Annotated in this window: 14 protein-coding genes; 6 read left to right on the top strand and 8 right to left on the bottom strand. The window is 63.5% G+C overall.

Translation table 11 applies throughout. The features are described 5' to 3' along the window. The first annotated feature begins 612 nt into the window (after positions 1–612). The 3 genes from HII28_RS13310 (at position 613) to HII28_RS13295 (ending at position 5,694) form a co-directional block, all read left to right on the top strand. A complete protein-coding gene (locus tag HII28_RS13310) occupies positions 613–1,056 on the top strand; it encodes a hypothetical protein (RefSeq protein ID WP_170025822.1) in 444 nt (147 codons plus the stop codon). Positions 1,057–2,000: 944 nt separating this feature from the next. Next, a complete protein-coding gene (locus tag HII28_RS13300) occupies positions 2,001–4,364 on the top strand; it encodes an arylsulfatase (RefSeq protein ID WP_170025820.1) in 2,364 nt (787 codons plus the stop codon). An 895-nt stretch (positions 4,365–5,259) separates the two neighbouring features. After that, positions 5,260–5,694, top strand: coding sequence for a hydrolase (locus HII28_RS13295; RefSeq protein ID WP_170025819.1), 435 nt, complete (start codon positions 5,260–5,262; stop codon positions 5,692–5,694). A 568-nt stretch (positions 5,695–6,262) separates the two neighbouring features. Here the strand turns inward: HII28_RS13295 and HII28_RS13290 are convergent. Continuing rightward, entirely contained in the window at positions 6,263–7,339 is a 1,077-nt protein-coding gene (locus HII28_RS13290) for a DUF4062 domain-containing protein (RefSeq protein WP_170025818.1), read from the bottom strand. Between the two features lie 680 nt (positions 7,340–8,019). Here HII28_RS13290 and HII28_RS13285 point away from each other — a divergent pair. Both HII28_RS13285 and HII28_RS13280 read left to right on the top strand, forming a co-directional pair. Beyond that, on the top strand, positions 8,020–8,625 hold the full coding sequence (locus HII28_RS13285) for a dihydrofolate reductase family protein (protein WP_170025817.1): 606 nt from the start codon (positions 8,020–8,022) through the stop codon (positions 8,623–8,625). Positions 8,626–8,759: 134 nt separating this feature from the next. After that, positions 8,760–9,023 (top strand): ATP-binding domain-containing protein, encoded by a 264-nt coding sequence (locus HII28_RS13280; RefSeq protein ID WP_240977356.1) that lies wholly within the window; start codon positions 8,760–8,762, stop codon positions 9,021–9,023. Here HII28_RS13280 and HII28_RS13275 read toward each other — a convergent pair. Further along, positions 9,020–9,820 (bottom strand): SDR family NAD(P)-dependent oxidoreductase, encoded by an 801-nt coding sequence (locus HII28_RS13275; RefSeq protein WP_170026147.1) that lies wholly within the window; start codon positions 9,818–9,820, stop codon positions 9,020–9,022. The genes HII28_RS13280 and HII28_RS13275 overlap by 4 nt on opposite strands. A 106-nt stretch (positions 9,821–9,926) precedes the next feature. Here HII28_RS13275 and HII28_RS13270 point away from each other — a divergent pair, with 106 nt between their 5' ends. Then, the gene (locus HII28_RS13270; protein ID WP_346769305.1) at positions 9,927–10,448 is read left to right on the top strand and encodes a TetR/AcrR family transcriptional regulator C-terminal ligand-binding domain-containing protein; all 522 of its coding nucleotides are present in this window, start codon (positions 9,927–9,929) and stop codon (positions 10,446–10,448) included. Positions 10,449–10,588: 140 nt separating this feature from the next. Here the strand turns inward: HII28_RS13270 and HII28_RS13265 are convergent, their stop codons facing one another. The 6 genes from HII28_RS13265 to HII28_RS13240 all read right to left on the bottom strand — a co-directional run bounded on the left by HII28_RS13265 (position 10,589) and on the right by HII28_RS13240 (position 15,686). Then, positions 10,589–10,759 (bottom strand): hypothetical protein, encoded by a 171-nt coding sequence (locus HII28_RS13265; RefSeq protein WP_170025814.1) that lies wholly within the window; start codon positions 10,757–10,759, stop codon positions 10,589–10,591. Positions 10,760–11,039: 280 nt separating this feature from the next. Beyond that, the gene (gene ssb / locus HII28_RS13260) at positions 11,040–11,489 is read right to left on the bottom strand and encodes a single-stranded DNA-binding protein (RefSeq protein WP_170025813.1); all 450 of its coding nucleotides are present in this window, start codon (positions 11,487–11,489) and stop codon (positions 11,040–11,042) included. Between the two features lie 72 nt (positions 11,490–11,561). After that, positions 11,562–12,050, bottom strand: a complete 489-nt coding sequence (locus tag HII28_RS13255) for a hypothetical protein (RefSeq protein ID WP_170025812.1) — start codon at positions 12,048–12,050, stop codon at positions 11,562–11,564. Further along, positions 12,047–12,451 (bottom strand): hypothetical protein, encoded by a 405-nt coding sequence (locus HII28_RS13250; protein ID WP_170025811.1) that lies wholly within the window; start codon positions 12,449–12,451, stop codon positions 12,047–12,049. The genes HII28_RS13255 and HII28_RS13250 overlap by 4 nt, the downstream gene beginning before the upstream one ends. Next, complete coding sequence (locus HII28_RS13245) at positions 12,451–14,250, bottom strand: TraM recognition domain-containing protein (protein WP_170025810.1); 1,800 nt, start codon at positions 14,248–14,250, stop codon at positions 12,451–12,453. The genes HII28_RS13250 and HII28_RS13245 overlap by 1 nt, the downstream gene beginning before the upstream one ends. Beyond that, a complete protein-coding gene (locus HII28_RS13240; protein WP_170025809.1) occupies positions 14,247–15,686 on the bottom strand; it encodes an ATP-binding protein in 1,440 nt (479 codons plus the stop codon). Before HII28_RS13240 ends, HII28_RS13245 begins: the two co-directional genes overlap by 4 nt. Position 15,687: the final 1 nt, after the last annotated feature.

Below are 15,687 nucleotides of genomic sequence, written 5' to 3'. Positions count from 1 at the left end.
ACGCTGGCTGCTCGCTCTTCATCCCGTCTCTTCTGATCCCTATTTCGGATCGCAACGTCTGTCGTGAGCATCGCCCGGGCGACTAGATTCATCCCGGGCCTGACGAGCGGAGAAACGGGTGCGAACAAGACATGCAGTTTGGGGCCTCGTCTTCATCGGCGTACTGACAATGACGGCCGGCTGCACGGCGACGAACGCACCTACACCGCCCCAGCTCGTCGCTTCCAGCTATGGGCCGAACAGCGCGGACGGGCCAGCTGCACAAAAAGCTCGCTCAAGACGTCGCAACGCTACGTGCCAAGGACCCGCACACGACCATCCCCGATGTGCATTTCATCCGGGTCATCGCACCCTCCGAAGAAGCAACGGTGACGGCGCGCTGCTTCACGAAGAACGGAATCCCAGCGACAGCGGTCAACGGAAGCGTACGAACAACCTCCGGCACCATCGAACAACAAGCCCTCGCCCGGATTATCTGCGAAACCGAATATCCCCTGCCAGACAGTTACCTCACCCAAAACAGGTAAACAGCTCCTGCAACTTGACGCGTCCCACCGGCGGCCCGCCAGAAGCGGATAGGACGGGTTGAGCAGGGAGCAGCGGGGAGAACAGATGGACTACGAATGGGAACCGCGGATCGGTTCTGAGGCGACAACACTCCGAGCCCGATCAACTCGGATACTTTCCGGAACGATCGCGGTGTTCCTGGCTTACGTGCTTGCCTCGATGGTCCTGGGAGGCATTTTCCGGTCCAACCCTGATGTGAGAAATATCGTGGCTCTGTCTGATCTCGTGGTTGCCCTTCCGCTCTTCGGGATCGGGTTCATCTGGTATCGACGCGTGCAGATGAGAGCGTGCCGGGCCGGTGCCTACTTCATCGGGCTGGAACGACACACCGGCGAAAAGGAACTCCCCCGACTCGCTCTGCGGAGCTCGACGATGTTCGACAACCTCATGATTCGCCGCAACGTTGGCCCTGGCGGCCGGTACAAACCGCACCCCAGCGCGAGCTGGACCGCCAACACAGACGGACGCTTCGGAGACAAACGCTTCTAGCACCGTTTCTGAATCCTCCTGCGGGCAACCGTCGCTGTTGCTTTGGGCGCGCGACCACTTATCCGAGTGCGGGTATCACTCCACCGTGTTCGCGGGCACGGTCAAGGAGTTCATGTCCTGGTGCGCGACGACCGGTGAGGGTTTCGATGATCTCCACGAGATCGTCGGTGGGCTCCAGCGGTATCCGTGACACCTGACACAACAGCAGGGCAACGGTTTGAAGGGCTGGTTCTGAGGCGATCGTCGGCCTGTGGAGCGCGTCGGTGAGGTCCATCCCGTGCACAACGCATTCGACCAGACGCGTCTTCAGGTACTGGTCTAACCGCATCACTGATCCCCACCTGGTGGATATCAGGCTTCGGCAGCCGCGAGCACTGCACAAGGCGACCAACTCTGACTGGGCTGCCCGCCACACTCGGCGGCCCTCGGCCGGCGTCCTCACCCGGCGATCGACGCCGGCGACCAACCGACCGCGATTCGCTTCCGACGTTCTCGCCGCGACTCGACGGTAGTGGTCGATAGCGCGCTCGGCGCGTGCTCGGCGGTCGGAGTCGGTGTGATGGCGGCGAACTCGACGACTCGGCCGATACCGATACCCATGTGAGCCACAAGGGCTCCAACATCCCAGCCGGTGCATCGTGTAGGAGCATGCCACTGCCGATCGGTCACGTCATCGAGGACGCGGCCGACACCGTCCAGCTCAGCATCAAGCAGATCAAATACGGACATACGCGACATGGCGATCTTCGCCAGCCTCAGCCACCCGGCGAATCTGACCCTACGCGTCAACGCAGGATCGGTTCAGAAGCGGATCGCTCTTCGGGCGGTCCTCTCGGTGAGTAGTGGGGTCGGTCGGGTAGAGGGCCGTCAACCTGATGTGAGTCTCGGTTGTTCACCCGTTGTGGAGGAGCGCGGGATGGGGCGTCCGGGGTGAGCATCGGGGTATGAGTGTGGAGAGTGTGCCGCAGCGTACGGTCCTGCCGAACCCCGATGTGCCGCCTGCGAGTCTGACGACGTATGACGCGAAGGATCCGGACACATCGTATCCACCGATCGTCCCGTTGCGCCCGCCGGCGGGTGCACCGAATGTGCTGCTGATTCTGATCGATGATGCCGGTTTCGGGTCGTCGAGCGCATTCGGGGGTCCGTGCCAGACGCCGAACTTCGAGCGGTTGGCGTCCGGAGGCCTGCGCTATACGCGGTTCCACACCACAGCCTTGTGTTCGCCGACCCGTTCTGCGCTGCTGACCGGCCGTAATCATCACTCGGTCGGCATGGGGAACATCACCGAGCTGGCCACTTCGGCGCCGGGCAACAGCTCCATCTGGCCGAACACGGCCGCTCCCTTGGCGAAGACGCTCAAATACAACGGATACAGCACCGCCCAGTTCGGCAAGTGCCACGAGGTGCCGGTCTGGGAGACCAGCCCGATGGGCCCGTACCGCCAGTGGCCGACCGGTATGGGGTTCGAGTACTTCTACGGATTCCTTGGCGGCGAGACCAACCAGTGGTACCCGGCCCTGTACGAGGGAACCACGCCGGTAGAGCCGTGGGGTGAGCCGTCCGACGGCTACTACTTCAACGACGACCTCACCGATCACACAATCGCGTGGATGCGCCAACAGAAGGCCTTGATGCCGGACAAGCCGTTCTTCGCCTACTACGCACCCGGCGCGACGCATGCTCCTCACCACGTGCCGAGGGAGTGGGCGGACAAGTATCACGGCAGATTCGATCAAGGCTGGGACAAGCTGCGCGAAGAGACGTTCGCCCGGCAGAAGGAGCTTGGGGTCGTCCCGGCGGACGCTCAACTCACCGAACGCAGCGCCGGCATCCCCGCCTGGGACGATGTGGACGAGGAGATGAAACCCGTGCTCGCCCGACAGATGGAGATCTACGCCGGATATCTCGAGAACACCGACCACCACGTCGGGCAGCTGCTGGATGCCCTGGAAGATCTGGAGATCCTCGACGAGACCCTCATCTTCGTGATCATCGGCGATAACGGAGCGTCGGCCGAAGGGTCGCTGAAGGGCACGTTCAACGAGATGATCACCCTCGGCGGCTTCGGCGCACTCGAGACGCCAGAATTCCTGAGATCGAAGATCGACGAACTCGGCGGCCCGGAGGCGTATAACCATTACGCCGTCGGCTGGGCTCACGCCATGGATACGCCGTATCAGTGGACGAAGCAGGTCGCTTCCCACTTCGGCGGAACCCGCAACGGCACGATCGTGCACTGGCCGGCAGAGATACACAGCAAGGGCGAGATCCGCAACCAGTTCCACCACGTCATCGACGTCGCGCCGACGATCCTCGAGCTTGCCCACGTGCCGCACCCGGTCAGCGTCGACGGTGTTCAGCAGAAGCCGATCGAGGGCGTCAGCATGGCCTACTCCTTCAACGACGCGGACGCACCCGATCAGCACGAAACCCAATACTTCGAGATGTTCGGCAACCGCGGCATCTTCCACAAGGGGTGGACCGCCGTCACGAAGCACCGCACTCCATGGGACACCGGTATCGACGCGAAGGTTCCTGCTTTCGACGACGATGTCTGGGAGCTCTACGACACCACGACCGACTGGACGCAAGCGCGCGACCTCTCGCGGGAGCATCCTGACCGTCTGCACGAACTGCAGCGGCTCTGGCTCATCGAGGCGGTCAAGTATCAGGTCGTGCCCCTCGACGACCGGTTCGTGGAACGTGGCCTGCCCGAGATGGCAGGTCGCCCCACCCTCGTCCAGGGGAAGAAGCAACTCTTCTTCCGCGGCATGGGCCGCCTCACCGAGAACTCGGTCATCACGTTCAAGAACATCTCGTACTCACTCACCGCGCAGATCACCGTTGCCGACGACCCGGCCGAAGGCGTCATCATCGCCCAGGGCGGCGTGACAGGCGGCCTCTCCCTCTACGTCAAGAACGGCAAGCCGAAGTTCTGCTACAACTTCTTCGGACTCGAACGGTACTTCGTCGAGGGCACCACCGAAATCCCTGCCGGCGACCACCAGGTGAGATGGGAGTTCACATACGACGGAGGCGGGATCGGCAAAGGCGGATCCGGCACCATCTACATCGACGGCGTCGCAGCCGGCACCGGAAGGATTGAGCAAACAGAAGCGTTCCTGTTCTCCGCCGACGAAACCCTCGACATCGGCAACGAATTCGGCTCACCCGTCACCGACGACTACTCCCGCCGCGCCTTCAACGGAACCGTGCACTGGGTGCAACTCGACCTCGGACTCGACGACCACAGCCACCTCATCAAACCCGAAGACCGCATCAACCTCGCCATGGGCATCCAATAAGCAACCATCGGACCGCCCGTAACCGGATCCGTCAGCGGGCCGGTGGGTGTTACTCGGTGGGGATGTGTTGCTGTTTGTCGTGTGTGTGGGCGCTGAGGCGCCAGGGATTTGCGGAGCCTCCTGCGCGTTGGTTGTGCTGCGCGGCGCGACGAAGGGTAGTGAGAGCGTCTTGCGGTACGAGTTCGCGAGGTATCGCGATCGTGCGCGCGCTCGTCCTAGTCCACAGAAGCACCCAGCCGAGGGACACCCGAACGGTGCCAATCGCGGCGTACCGGATCCACAAAGCCCGGCCATTGCGAATGAACCAGAACCCGTCCTCATCGAAACCTGTGGAGAGGCGTAACGGTCTGCGCGCTGACTCCCTCGCGAGCCGCTGGTAACGGCGCACCTCACGCAGGACAGCAAACACTCCGTAACCAGTCACGATGGCCAGCGCAAGAACCCCGATCACGGCGGGACCCCGCGACGATGTGGTGACCCCACGCCAGACTTCGAATCCACACCCGGCAGCGACAATTACAACGGGCAACACCACAATCCACCAGAAGTGACGCAGGATCGCCACCCGAATCGCCATCCGCCACGCGAGGTGCGCTCGCGTCGTCATCTCGAATACCTGGTCAGCATGCGGAACCGGCCTCGACGATGAAGCGGCGACATCGGACACGCGACTCCTCCAATCAGCGAGGGACCAAGCATCGAACCAGCATGCACACACAGACACGGCGATTCTCCGGCACGGCACGGCCGACAACCAACCCACCCAGCAGAATCCCCCACGCGCCGACGACTCGAACTCGGAGCAATGCGCCAGCCAGAGATCCGGTTTCGCCCAGTCGGCCGGCACGTAGTCGAGTTCAGCGCGCAGGTGGATCGGCCGTGTTGGAATCATGACGTGGAGGCGCAGGATCTCGATAGACGGCTTCGGCCGGTTGGCGGCTGGCCCGCCTGGGCGACGGTCGCTCCGTACCGTTATGAAGCGCATCCGCAGGCGTCGGAATTGGGTGGACTTGAGTCCGGCGCCAACTGCCAGCGATATGCCTACGCAGTCTTAGCACTCTTCGGCCTTCATGTCCCGCCGCACCGATCCAGCGAGCTGTGGGAGGACCAGAGCCTCGAACATCCCGACCGGGTCGACGCCGAAGACCTGGATCTTGTGCTGTTCAACAACTCGGATGCAGCGTGGGGTGCACACGTCGCGATCGTCATGGGCGACGATCTGCTGCACCTCTGCGCCGAAGAAGGCCGGCCAGCGACCTGGTCCTGGACCGACTTCGCCCGCAGGCCCCGCTACAGACACGTTGTGGGACTAGTCAGAGCCGCACGCTGACGGATCCGCTTCCGCGCTCGAACGGCATCAGCACGGCGCTGATGCGTCACCATGGGATCGGCTTGCGGGCATCGGCTCGACCTCGCGGTTGCCGGTCCACTACTCCTTCGGATGGCGCGCTTTTGCGTAGGCCAGTCCACGACGAATCCACGCTACGACCGCCATCATTGCGAAGAGTGCAAGAGCAACCCACAGAGCGGCGGCAAACAGTGGTTGAGTGCCCCGGCTTACGAACCCTCCGATCAGGCCGACAACGAATAGACAGGTCATGATGACTGCCGTCGCCAAGAAGGCGCGCGCATAGATCATCTTGCCCTTGCCAGATGATCTCGGCCGCGCCATCACGACTCCCGTCCGTCGAGACGCCCTCCCGAAACGCCTCAGGTGCGCCATCGCTCGAACTGTAATACGCACGGCCCCAAACAGCAGCTACGTGTGAAATGAACTCACGCGCAGAACCGGATCGGCTTCCGCGCGTAAGCGCGAGACGGGATCCATTTGCGGGCACCCGCGCTGGCCACCAGCCGTGGAATTGCAGTAGGGAAGCTCACACCGCAAAACTCAAGAATCAGGCTCGACGTTTCGCTCGGAGCTTCATCATTTGGTCCTGGCCCAACTCGGTCAGGGCCCAGTACTTGCCTTTGTCGCTCACAGTGCGCTTCTTCACACCGCGCTCGATCACGCCAAGAGCATAGAACTGCACTACGACGTCAGTGACGACTTCGGGGGCTAAGGACGGACCAGACCACAGCTTTCCGAAACTCTCGGGCGCAAGTACTGTCCTCTTCGTGCGCCATAGCAGGCTCGCATAGTCTTCAAGCGCCTTGCTCATCTCGGGCTCGCTTGCCTCATGAAGCAGCGCTGGGCCCACTCTCTCAAGGAGAGCGTTCCACGTTGTGAACTCCGTGATTGTCCACGTGTATTTCTGGGCATTCCATGGTGCGTCGCCGTCCTCATCTAGGTCCTCGATGCTGTAACCCGTAACCGTAAACTTGAACGCATACTCATCGTCGCCTTGCGCAAGGTCATCAGCGATGACAGCGCGTGCGGTGGTTCGCAAGTCGGTTTCCCTGGTGAGTTCAGCGACACGAGCACGAAGCTCGGCAATCTCCGTCTTCTGCTCGGGCGTCATCGCCTGACTCGCGCGAACCCAGCCTTCGGCGGGATAATGCTCACGTGTTTCCATCAGGGCAAGTGCGACATGACCTGGAAGTTCCGCGGGAGTGTTCCAGTACTTGACGACACGGGCGGCTTCGACCTTCGCGCGGAATGCATCGAGTTTGTCGCGACGCTCCTTGTCGAGCTCAATTTGCTCGCCGGTCAGCTTTCCGGGTTCTCCGTGCAAAAAGGCCATGATCGGCTTCCCGAGGGACTCGGCATAGTCGAACTCCATCTCTGTGTAACTAAGTTCAGTTGTCGGATCTACAGAGCCATACTTCCCGCCAATAACGAGCACGTAGTAGTCGCACTCCCGGATGACCCGCTGGATCAGTCGCCACTTTTCATCGTTGCCAGCTGGGAACAATTCCATGCCAGCGGGAATGCAACCTGCGATCAGCAATGCCTGGATTACCGATTGGCGCTCGTCACGAAGGTCGAGGTAGGTAGAACTGACGAATACTTGCTCGCGACGGTCCCCAGGCATGACCCGAGACTATCGGCAGCGCCATCGCAGATCAGAAGCCTGGAGCGCTAGCGGAGAGCAAAGATTCTTCCGAGCCGTGGAGGAAGCTACTCAACGACGCTGGTTGGTGCACTGTGAACGGTGTTCCAGAAGGGTCCCGCAAGCCGGTCGGTTTGCGCGCAAGTGGATCGCTTATCGCGCCGCTCGGGGTGTACTGCCTTCATATTGAACGGTGACGGATCCTGCTGCGGGCGGCAGCCGGCCGCGAGTCCGTCATCGCCCAACGCGAGGCACGGTTGCGGATCGCTTACCGCGCCGCTCGGGATGAGCTGCCTTCGTGTTGCACGGTGACGGACCCATTGCGCGCCGCCTGTGCCTCGAGGCGATGAAACGCCTACAGTTCGTCGGGCTCGAGTCCTTCCGTCAGTGCGGACCAGAACGGGACCTACGGCCGATCGGTCGGGTGCGGTGGCCCGACGTGGAACTCGTGTGCGATGTAGTCGAGGAGGTTGTCTCCGTAGTAGATGACATCGGTCTGATGGGCTGAAAACACCGGCCGGGGATGTCAGCGAGGAAGCGGTACTCCCAGACCGGGACAGGGGTCGGCACTTTGGTGAGACGCACGTGGTTAGGCTGCCGACTGATTGCAGAACACAATCACTTTGACCATTCCTGTTTCGATGGCGCACTGGAGGATCACAATGAGCAAGGTCATCGTCAATCAGACCATCACCATCGACGGTTACGCCGCCGGAATCGACCAGACCGAGGAGCGCCCCTTCGGGCAGGACGGCGGCGATGGCTGGGGCGACCGGCTTCACGCCTGGATGTTCGACCATGCCGAGGAAAACGCGACGGAAGTCGCACAGATGGCCGGTGCCCGCGCTCACATCATGGGCCGCAACATGTTCGGGCCGGTGCGCGGCGAGTGGGACCGGGCCTGGAACGGGTGGTGGGGCGAAAACCCGCCGTTCCACGGTGCCGTGTTCGTACTGACCCATCACTCGCGCGACCCGCAGCCGATGGAGGGCGGCACCACCTACCGTTTCGTCACCGACGGCATCGAATCGGCACTGGCTCAGGCGCGCGAAGCGGCCCGCGGCGGCGAGATCTCGATCCAAGGCGGTGCGGACACCGTCAACCAATTCTTGGCCGCAGGACTGGTCGACGAGGTACGACTGCACATCGTCCCATTCACGCTCGGGGCCGGTGCCCGCCTGTTCGACGGAGTGCCGCCACTGACCTTGGAGCAGATCTACGCACGGACGGTGAGCACAGTCGTCCACGTGAGCTACCGGGTGCTGTGAGGAGGTAATGGCGCCGACATCCGGATCGCCGTGGGCTGCGCGGAGAACGTCCACTTGACCTCATGCGGGTGCGTGGGATTCGTTCTCTAGCGCAGCTTCAGCAGCCGCCTCAACGTTGGGCAAGATCAGCGAGAATGGCAACAGCCCTCTACGAGTTCACAAATCCAGACGGGCTCGATGGCGTGCACCGCGAACGCCCCCAGCACACCGAGATCGATGAGACCGACGCCGCGGTCATTTCCGCACCCGATGCGCGTGGACTGGAATTCGACACCGTGATCATCATCGATCCGAACGGTATCCACGCCGCGATTGATGCTGGTTTGCGCGACCTTTACGTTGGTCAAACCCGAGCAACCAAACGCCTCTTCACCCTCGAGGTCGCAACCACGGTCTAGGTGAGGGGGAAGCGGGGGTCGCGCGCATAGTCCTCGTGACGAAGATCGAGTGCTGCCCGAACCTGAGCAGGGGCGTCGTCCCCGACGAGCACACGCAAGCGGTGGTCGTCCTTCGCGGCTACGCTCGCCAGGATCGCCGTGGCAGCATCCTCCGGTGTTGTTCCGCCGGAGGATTCGCCCTCCGGCCACGGCACCTCGGCGGTGCCGAACAGCTCGGTTCGCAGAGCGTCGTACGCGCCCGCTGGTGAACTGAACCGCATGCTGGCGCCTGCCCAGTCGGTGTCGAGCGCCCCTGGCTCGATGAGGGAGACGCGGATGCCGAACTGCCGCACCTCTGCTGCCATTGCCTCACTGAATGCTTCCAGGCCCCATTTCGTGGAGTTGTAGAGCCCGAGCATCGGCATCGTGCCCACCGCTCCTACGGTCGAGATCTGAACGATATGCCCCGACCCCTGACCGCGCATGATCGGTATGACGGCTTGGCTCAGCCATAACGGTCCCAACAGGTTCGTGTCGAGGATCGCGCGAGCATCCTCCTCGGACACCTCCTCGACAGCACCGATCAGGCCGTAGCCGGCGTTGTTCACAAGAACGTCGATTCGACCAAGACGAGCAGCGGCGGACCCCACAGCATCATTGCCCGCGCGACGGTCACGAACGTCGAGAGTCAGCACGGTCAGGCGTTCGTGCATGGGAAGAGAGTGCTCTCCCTTCACCGTGGCAACCACGGCATGCCCGGCGTTCAGGGCCCGCAGGGTGAGTGCTCGACCCAGACCTCGATTAGCTCCGGTGATCATCCATGTTTGAGGTGAAGTCATCCCGCCACTATAACGAAAACTGGACACACTGTCTCGTTTGCTCGACTATTGTTCCTGTATGGCACGTCAGCAGACCCGTTGGAAAGTGCACGAGGCGGCGCTCTCCCTCGCGCGTGAGACTCGGGTCGGATCGATCACTATGGAGGGCATAGCTGGGCGTGCCGGCATCAGCAGACAGACGCTCTACCGAACATGGCCATCGACCGGAGCGGTCCTCTTCGACGCGCTCCTGGCCCGGAGCACGGACGAGAACGATGCTGTCGTGGTGCCGGACTCGGGCAATCTCGCCACAGATCTAGAAACGCTGGCGGTGGCAACCAGTGCCGAGCTCACCGATCCAACCCACGAGCCCCTGCTACGAGCTCTCACAGCGCAGATGCAAGCAGACGAAGCACTCGCGACACAGTTCCGCGAGCTGCTCCTTGGCCCCCAGCTCAGCGCCATCGCAAACCGCTTTCGTCGTCAGAACGTGCCAGACCCCGACGGCGCCGCAGAGCTCTTCGTCGGCCCGATCTTCCACCGATGGTTGCTTCGCACCGGACCATTCAACTCGGAGTGGATACGAGCGCACGTGGCCAGGACAGTTCGCGGGACATCCTCCACATGACGCCAGCCCGACAACGGCCTCGCACTAAATTGCCCGCGCTCACGACTCGGTGCCGGTGCAGTTGCAGGTGCCGACGCCTCAGCGCTGCCCGGTCTCCTAAGGCAAGCTAATCAGTGAAATTGACTGTAGACGGCGAGCAGCTACCGGCGATCGGCCGCGACTACGGGATCGCCTTCAATCTCCTTGACGGGCGACGCCGCCCGTTCATCGAAACCGAGGAACGCGAAGACGTCTTCATCGCGCTCAACACAACCGTCGCCTTCACCGAACCCCGCCTCGGACGACATTTCCCGCGCCAGAGCGGAACTCATCGCCGGCCTTGAAACTGTCCACCACTCGTAACCCACTTCTGTCCGCCGCGAAACACGCGCCCGCAACCCGGTCCTTCTCCGTTCCGGGATTGGTCCACCTGAGCGCTGCAGTGCTTCGGCGGCCGACTGCGTCAGTATCGGATCCTTCGGCGGGTAGTGTGCGGCGCATGTGCATGCGAGTCGTGTCCGTCCGGGGAGGGCGAGCGGCGACTGCCGCTCGCCCTCCCCGATGTACCGATCCCTCGTGGCTCCGCGCGTATTGGCGCCCTCTGGTTGTTGTTTAGAAGGCGGGTTCCACGGCGGACGCCGCAGGAGTGGAACGCTGCATGCTGGGCCCGGTCTGGTCGATTGCCGGGCCGTCAGCTTTTGGGACGTGCCGGTCCAGGCGAGCAGTGTTGTATCGGAGTGAGGGTCCGACGGCGTCGGCGAGGATTTCGGTGGAGACTCGGGATTCTTGGCTGGTTTCGTCGGTCCAGTGTCGAAATTCGAGGTTGCCGGTGACGAGGACAGGGTCGCCTTTGCCGAGGCTGTCGCGGACATTCTCGGCCGTACGTCCGAAGACGGTCGCGCGGTGGTACTGGACGCCTGCGTCGACCCATTCGCCGTCTTGGAGTTTGCGGTCGGTGACGGCGACGGTGAACTTGGCGTACTTGACACCGTTGTCGGTTTCGCCGTATGCGGGGTTAGCGGTGAGGTTGCCCTCGATGGTGATTGGGACCTTGCTGGACATGGCTATTCCTTTCGATCTGAAGCCCTCATGCGGAGCCTTCAACTCTTCTTCCGTGAAGCTTTAGATTTCGGGTTACCGCTGGCGCGCATCGCTCCTGCCGTGTGGATAACGTGCCCATGCCTCCCAGCCGGGGTCGTGTTGGTGTCCGGGTTGGGGTGTGGTGTGGGGTTCGGTGTGGCCGTTGTGGCATTCGCCGTTGTACCAAGTGGCGATCCGGGGTAGGGCGGCGGCGAGGCGTTCGTGCCATCCGATGGGTCCGTAACCGGCGTCGACGGTGTCGAACGAGACGGTCCAGGCGGTGTGGAGTGCGGTGAGCTCTTCGACGAGTGCGGGGTGCCGGTACCAGCAGGCGGGGATCTTGCGCTGCGGGATTTGGTAGCGATCGGTGAACCAGTCGACCCAGTCCGCGAGGCGCTCCCAGGTCTCGGGTGCGCGGTCTGCGTCGAGGCTGCGCCAGTTGACGATGGTGACGCCCAGCATGCCGCCGAGTCGATCGCGTGACTCCTTCTCCCACCCTTCGGGGAGCGAGTCGAGGAGTTCTGTGAAGTCTTCGCCGCTCATTGCCCACTCGCTTCCTCTAGGAGTTGTGCGATCTTGCCGCGGAGGCGAGTGATGGCTTGGGCGGAGGCGGCGCGGCGGGAAATGAGGCCGGAGAGTGCGCGGTCGCGGTCGATGAGTTTGTGGACCCATTCGTGGCAGCGTGGGTGCAGCGCGATGAGGTCGTCGTGGGGTTCGGTTGCCGACCAGCCGTGCGGTCCTTGGGTCACGCCGCGGTAGTCAAGATGGTGCAGGTCGAGGGTGCGTTCGGTGCCGGCACCGAGGCAGAGTGCGCAGCGGAGTTCGCCGTGTTGGTGGCGTTCGGCGATGAACCATTTGGCGCGGCGTCGGTACCAGGCGGGTGAGCGGAGGTAGCGGTTGCGGTAGCCGGCGGCGTCCCAGGCTGACTTGCGGTGGTTGGACATCAGCGTCGCTCCCCTGCTGCTGCCCGGCGTTGCCGTGCGAGCTCGTACTGTTGCGCGAACACCTGCTGCTGTTCGAGTTCGGTCGCGGTCTTCCCGCTCGAGATCGTGTTCGCGTCGGACCGTTCCGTCCAACCTTCAAGTTCGAGGAGGACACCGCGCCGGTTGCGATAGGCGAGGAGGCCGATGGTTTGGGGCATGCGGCGGATCTCGTCGAGGGTGAGCACGGGGACCTTTTCACGGCTGATGCTGGTGGTGGTATTGCTGTCGCTGTAGGAATGGGCGCGAGCGTGGATGCGGCGGGTGCCGAGGAGGGATTCGACGTCGCGGAGATGCCCGACGTCACTGGCGCCACCGAGCAGGAGTTTTGCGGTGGCGGCGGACCAGATGGTGTCGGCTTCCGCTTTCGACCACGCCGTTTCTGCTTGGGACAGCGCTTGGAGGACGACGACGGTAGAGATTCCAACGCCCCCGCCGTCGGCCATGATCCGTGGCAGTGCGGGCCAGGAGAACATGTTCGCGATCTCATCCAGGATCAGAGCTAGGGGCGGGTCGAGTCGTGACCCGGTGGAGGCGAGTGCTTTGCGGCGCGCGGTTTCGACGATGTCGTCCAGGACGGCGCCGAGGAATCCGCCGACGGATCCTGCTCCTGCTCCGGTGCCGATGAGGTAGAGGGTGTTCTCTCCGGCGAGGAAGGTGTCAGGGTCGAACGTGTCTCCCGGTCCGGGTGTCATGGCGTCGCGGATGGCGGGGATGGCGAGGGGGCGGACGGCTCCGGAGACGCCGAACCAGCTGGAGGCGAGGAGCCGTTCGTCGCCGTTGATGATCGCGTCCAGGTCTTCCGCCCATCCGGGTGTGCCGTCCTCGGTGAGCACGTTGACTGCTTCCAGGGCGAGGCGCGGGTTGGATCCCCACCGTGCGAGTGCATCGACGTTGCGCCCGGAGACGGCTGCGGCGTGCAGGAGGCGGGAGAGAACGGAGGAGGCGACTTGCGCCCATTCCTGGTTCTTCGCCGAGGTGCCGAGCGCGGTGCCGGCGACGATGGCTTGCCCGCGTTGGTCGGCGACGAGGGGGTCTTCGCAGCCGGTGATGGGTGAGATGCGAAGTGTGGAGCGGACGCCAGAGAGCTGTTGCGGGTCGAAGACGGTGACCTCTCCTCTGCCGGTGCGGGCGGCCATGGTTGCGGAGAGGTTGTCGTTGCGGGTTGAGGTGGTGATCAGGGGTCCGGTCCAGTCGAGTATCGCGTTGATGATGAATCGGTAGCCCTTGCCGCTGCGCGGCGCGCCTTCGACGACGACGGAGTCCTCGATGGACACGTACACGTCGCGGCCATGGGCGCGGCCGACCTTCCACCCCACGAGCTCCGGTGATGGGGTTGCCGCGCTGGGTCGGAGGGTGCGGGTCTTCGCCGTGACGGCATGTGCGGAGACGTACTGTCGGATCTCCCCGCCTTTGGCGAACCCGTCACGGGTTCTGAGGTCGTGGATGAAGTGACGGTCCGACTGCCGGTAGTGCAGCCACCACGAGAGAACGAGAGCTCCGAACGTGATGAGGGCTGCGGAAGCGGTGATGTCGACAATTCGAATGACTGCGGTGGAGGGGGTGCAGCCGGCGGGGATGGCGTAACCGGCGGTGTTGCCGCCGATGGCCCATTGGAGTCCGGCGATGAAGCTGTTCGGTTGTCCACCGCTGCCGCAGCTGAGTTTGATCACGAGGGAGCCGAGGCCTGTGGCGAGGAGGCCTCCGAGGACGATGCCGCAGATGACGTAGAGGGCGGTGAGGGTGGTGCGGGTATTGTTCATGACCGTTCGCCGCCGAGGGTGTCGGTGCGGAAGACGGTGAGTTCGTGGTCGGTGCAGATGTTTCTGACTTTCGCGAGCCGGTCGGGGCCGATTTGCCAGAGTCCTTCGCCTTTGCGGAGTTTGCGGACGACGTCGGCTTGGGTGTCGTTCCAGCCGAGGATCTCGCGGGAGCGGGCGATCTCGCCGATGTGTTGTGCGTAGGAGATGCGGGTTTCGCAATCGGCGAGGAGGCCGAGGGCTCGGGCGTGGAGGGCGGAGTTCCGGTCGCCCAGGGAGTCGAGGTCGGCGATTCGATGTAGGAGGTACCAGTTGGAGGTGCCGAGGTGGCGGGCGACCTTCTCGTCTTCGACGCGGTCGGCGAGTTGGTCGCCGCCAGAGACGTCGTTGAGGAGCTCGACGGCGGCTTCCTCGTGGACGATGACCCGGGCTTGTCGATTGCTTCCCAGGGTGGAGCGGCGGATCCAGTTCGCCGTCGCTAACCGGGCGAGGGCTTGTGCCTCGGGTGATGCGCCCTTCAAAGCGGAGGTGTCGACGACCATCATCGGGGTGTCCGCGTCGAACGCGACCGTTGACGGGCCGTCGAAGAAGCCGGTGAGATCACCGGAAACAAGACGGCGCAGTGCGTGCGCGAGGCGATGGCCGGCATCCTCAACCTCGGTGCTGCCGACGGGATCCAGAAGGCGGTCGTAAACGTGGGCGACCGTGACCGTGGTCTGGTCGCGGACTGCGTCGAGCGCGATGTCGAGGGCGGTGTGTTCGACGGGTTCAAGGGGGCCGCCGTCACGGAGGCGGCGAACGATCGTCTTGATCGTGGATCGCCGGTATTGGAGGACGTTCTGGTTCCATTGCTCGTCTGTGAAGGCCGGGTCGCGGGGTCCTTCGTCGAGGAGGTTGATGCGGGTGGGCCGTCCGGGGCCGACGCTGATGGACTTGCCGCCGACGTATTCAGCGACCGGTACCCACTCTCCGTTCGGGTCGTGCGGGACAGCGATCTTTCGCCCGAGTCGTGCCAGGCGGGCGGACCAGGACTTGGCGAGCATCGATTTGCCGGTGCCTTTCACACCGATGATCGCTACGGAGTGCGAGCGGACGATTTCAGCGGAATAGGCGTCCCAGGGGTCGAAGCAGAACGGAGTGCGGGAGAGCTGGTTCTCCCCGATGTACGCACCGGTGAGGATGTCCCCGGTCTCGGCGAGGAACGGGTACGCGCCGCCGAGGGTCTTGGAGGAGACCCGGTGTGCGGGTGGTGCTGCGCGAAGTGGGCCGCGGAGGTTTTGCGGGTGCCGCCATCCCCAGGCGGGCATCTTCGACTGCGGCAACTCCCCCACCGGAATCAGGCGATGTCCCTGTTCCTCAGGTGTGGCCAGACCGCGGGCGGTCTTGAGCGCTCGGGAGTCTCTGGCGGGAATGGATCCCATGACGTGGGTGGGTGTCATG

The sequence above is a fragment of the Planctomonas sp. JC2975 genome (assembly GCF_012985205.1).
GTDB lineage: Bacteria > Actinomycetota > Actinomycetes > Actinomycetales > Microbacteriaceae > Humibacter.
The sequence above is the reverse complement of the archived record's forward strand: the minus strand, read 5'-3'. Positions and strand labels throughout refer to the sequence as shown.

Bases quoted from the DNA above. Each gene is read 5' to 3' on its own strand.
- HII28_RS13310 (WP_170025822.1), top strand. From the start codon at position 613: ATGGACTACGAATGGGAACCGCGGATCGGTTCTGAGGCGACAACACTC.
- HII28_RS13300 (WP_170025820.1), top strand. From the start codon at position 2,001: ATGAGTGTGGAGAGTGTGCCGCAGCGTACGGTCCTGCCGAACCCCGAT.
- HII28_RS13290 (WP_170025818.1), bottom strand. From the start codon at position 7,339: ATGCCTGGGGACCGTCGCGAGCAAGTATTCGTCAGTTCTACCTACCTC.
- HII28_RS13285 (WP_170025817.1), top strand. From the start codon at position 8,020: ATGAGCAAGGTCATCGTCAATCAGACCATCACCATCGACGGTTACGCC.
- HII28_RS13280 (WP_240977356.1), top strand. From the start codon at position 8,760: ATGGCAACAGCCCTCTACGAGTTCACAAATCCAGACGGGCTCGATGGC.
- HII28_RS13275 (WP_170026147.1), bottom strand. From the start codon at position 9,820: ATGATCACCGGAGCTAATCGAGGTCTGGGTCGAGCACTCACCCTGCGG.
- HII28_RS13265 (WP_170025814.1), bottom strand. From the start codon at position 10,759: ATGAGTTCCGCTCTGGCGCGGGAAATGTCGTCCGAGGCGGGGTTCGGT.
- ssb (WP_170025813.1), bottom strand. From the start codon at position 11,489: ATGTCCAGCAAGGTCCCAATCACCATCGAGGGCAACCTCACCGCTAAC.
- HII28_RS13255 (WP_170025812.1), bottom strand. From the start codon at position 12,050: ATGAGCGGCGAAGACTTCACAGAACTCCTCGACTCGCTCCCCGAAGGG.
- HII28_RS13250 (WP_170025811.1), bottom strand. From the start codon at position 12,451: ATGTCCAACCACCGCAAGTCAGCCTGGGACGCCGCCGGCTACCGCAAC.
- HII28_RS13245 (WP_170025810.1), bottom strand. From the start codon at position 14,250: ATGAACAATACCCGCACCACCCTCACCGCCCTCTACGTCATCTGCGGC.
- HII28_RS13240 (WP_170025809.1), bottom strand. From the start codon at position 15,686: ATGACACCCACCCACGTCATGGGATCCATTCCCGCCAGAGACTCCCGA.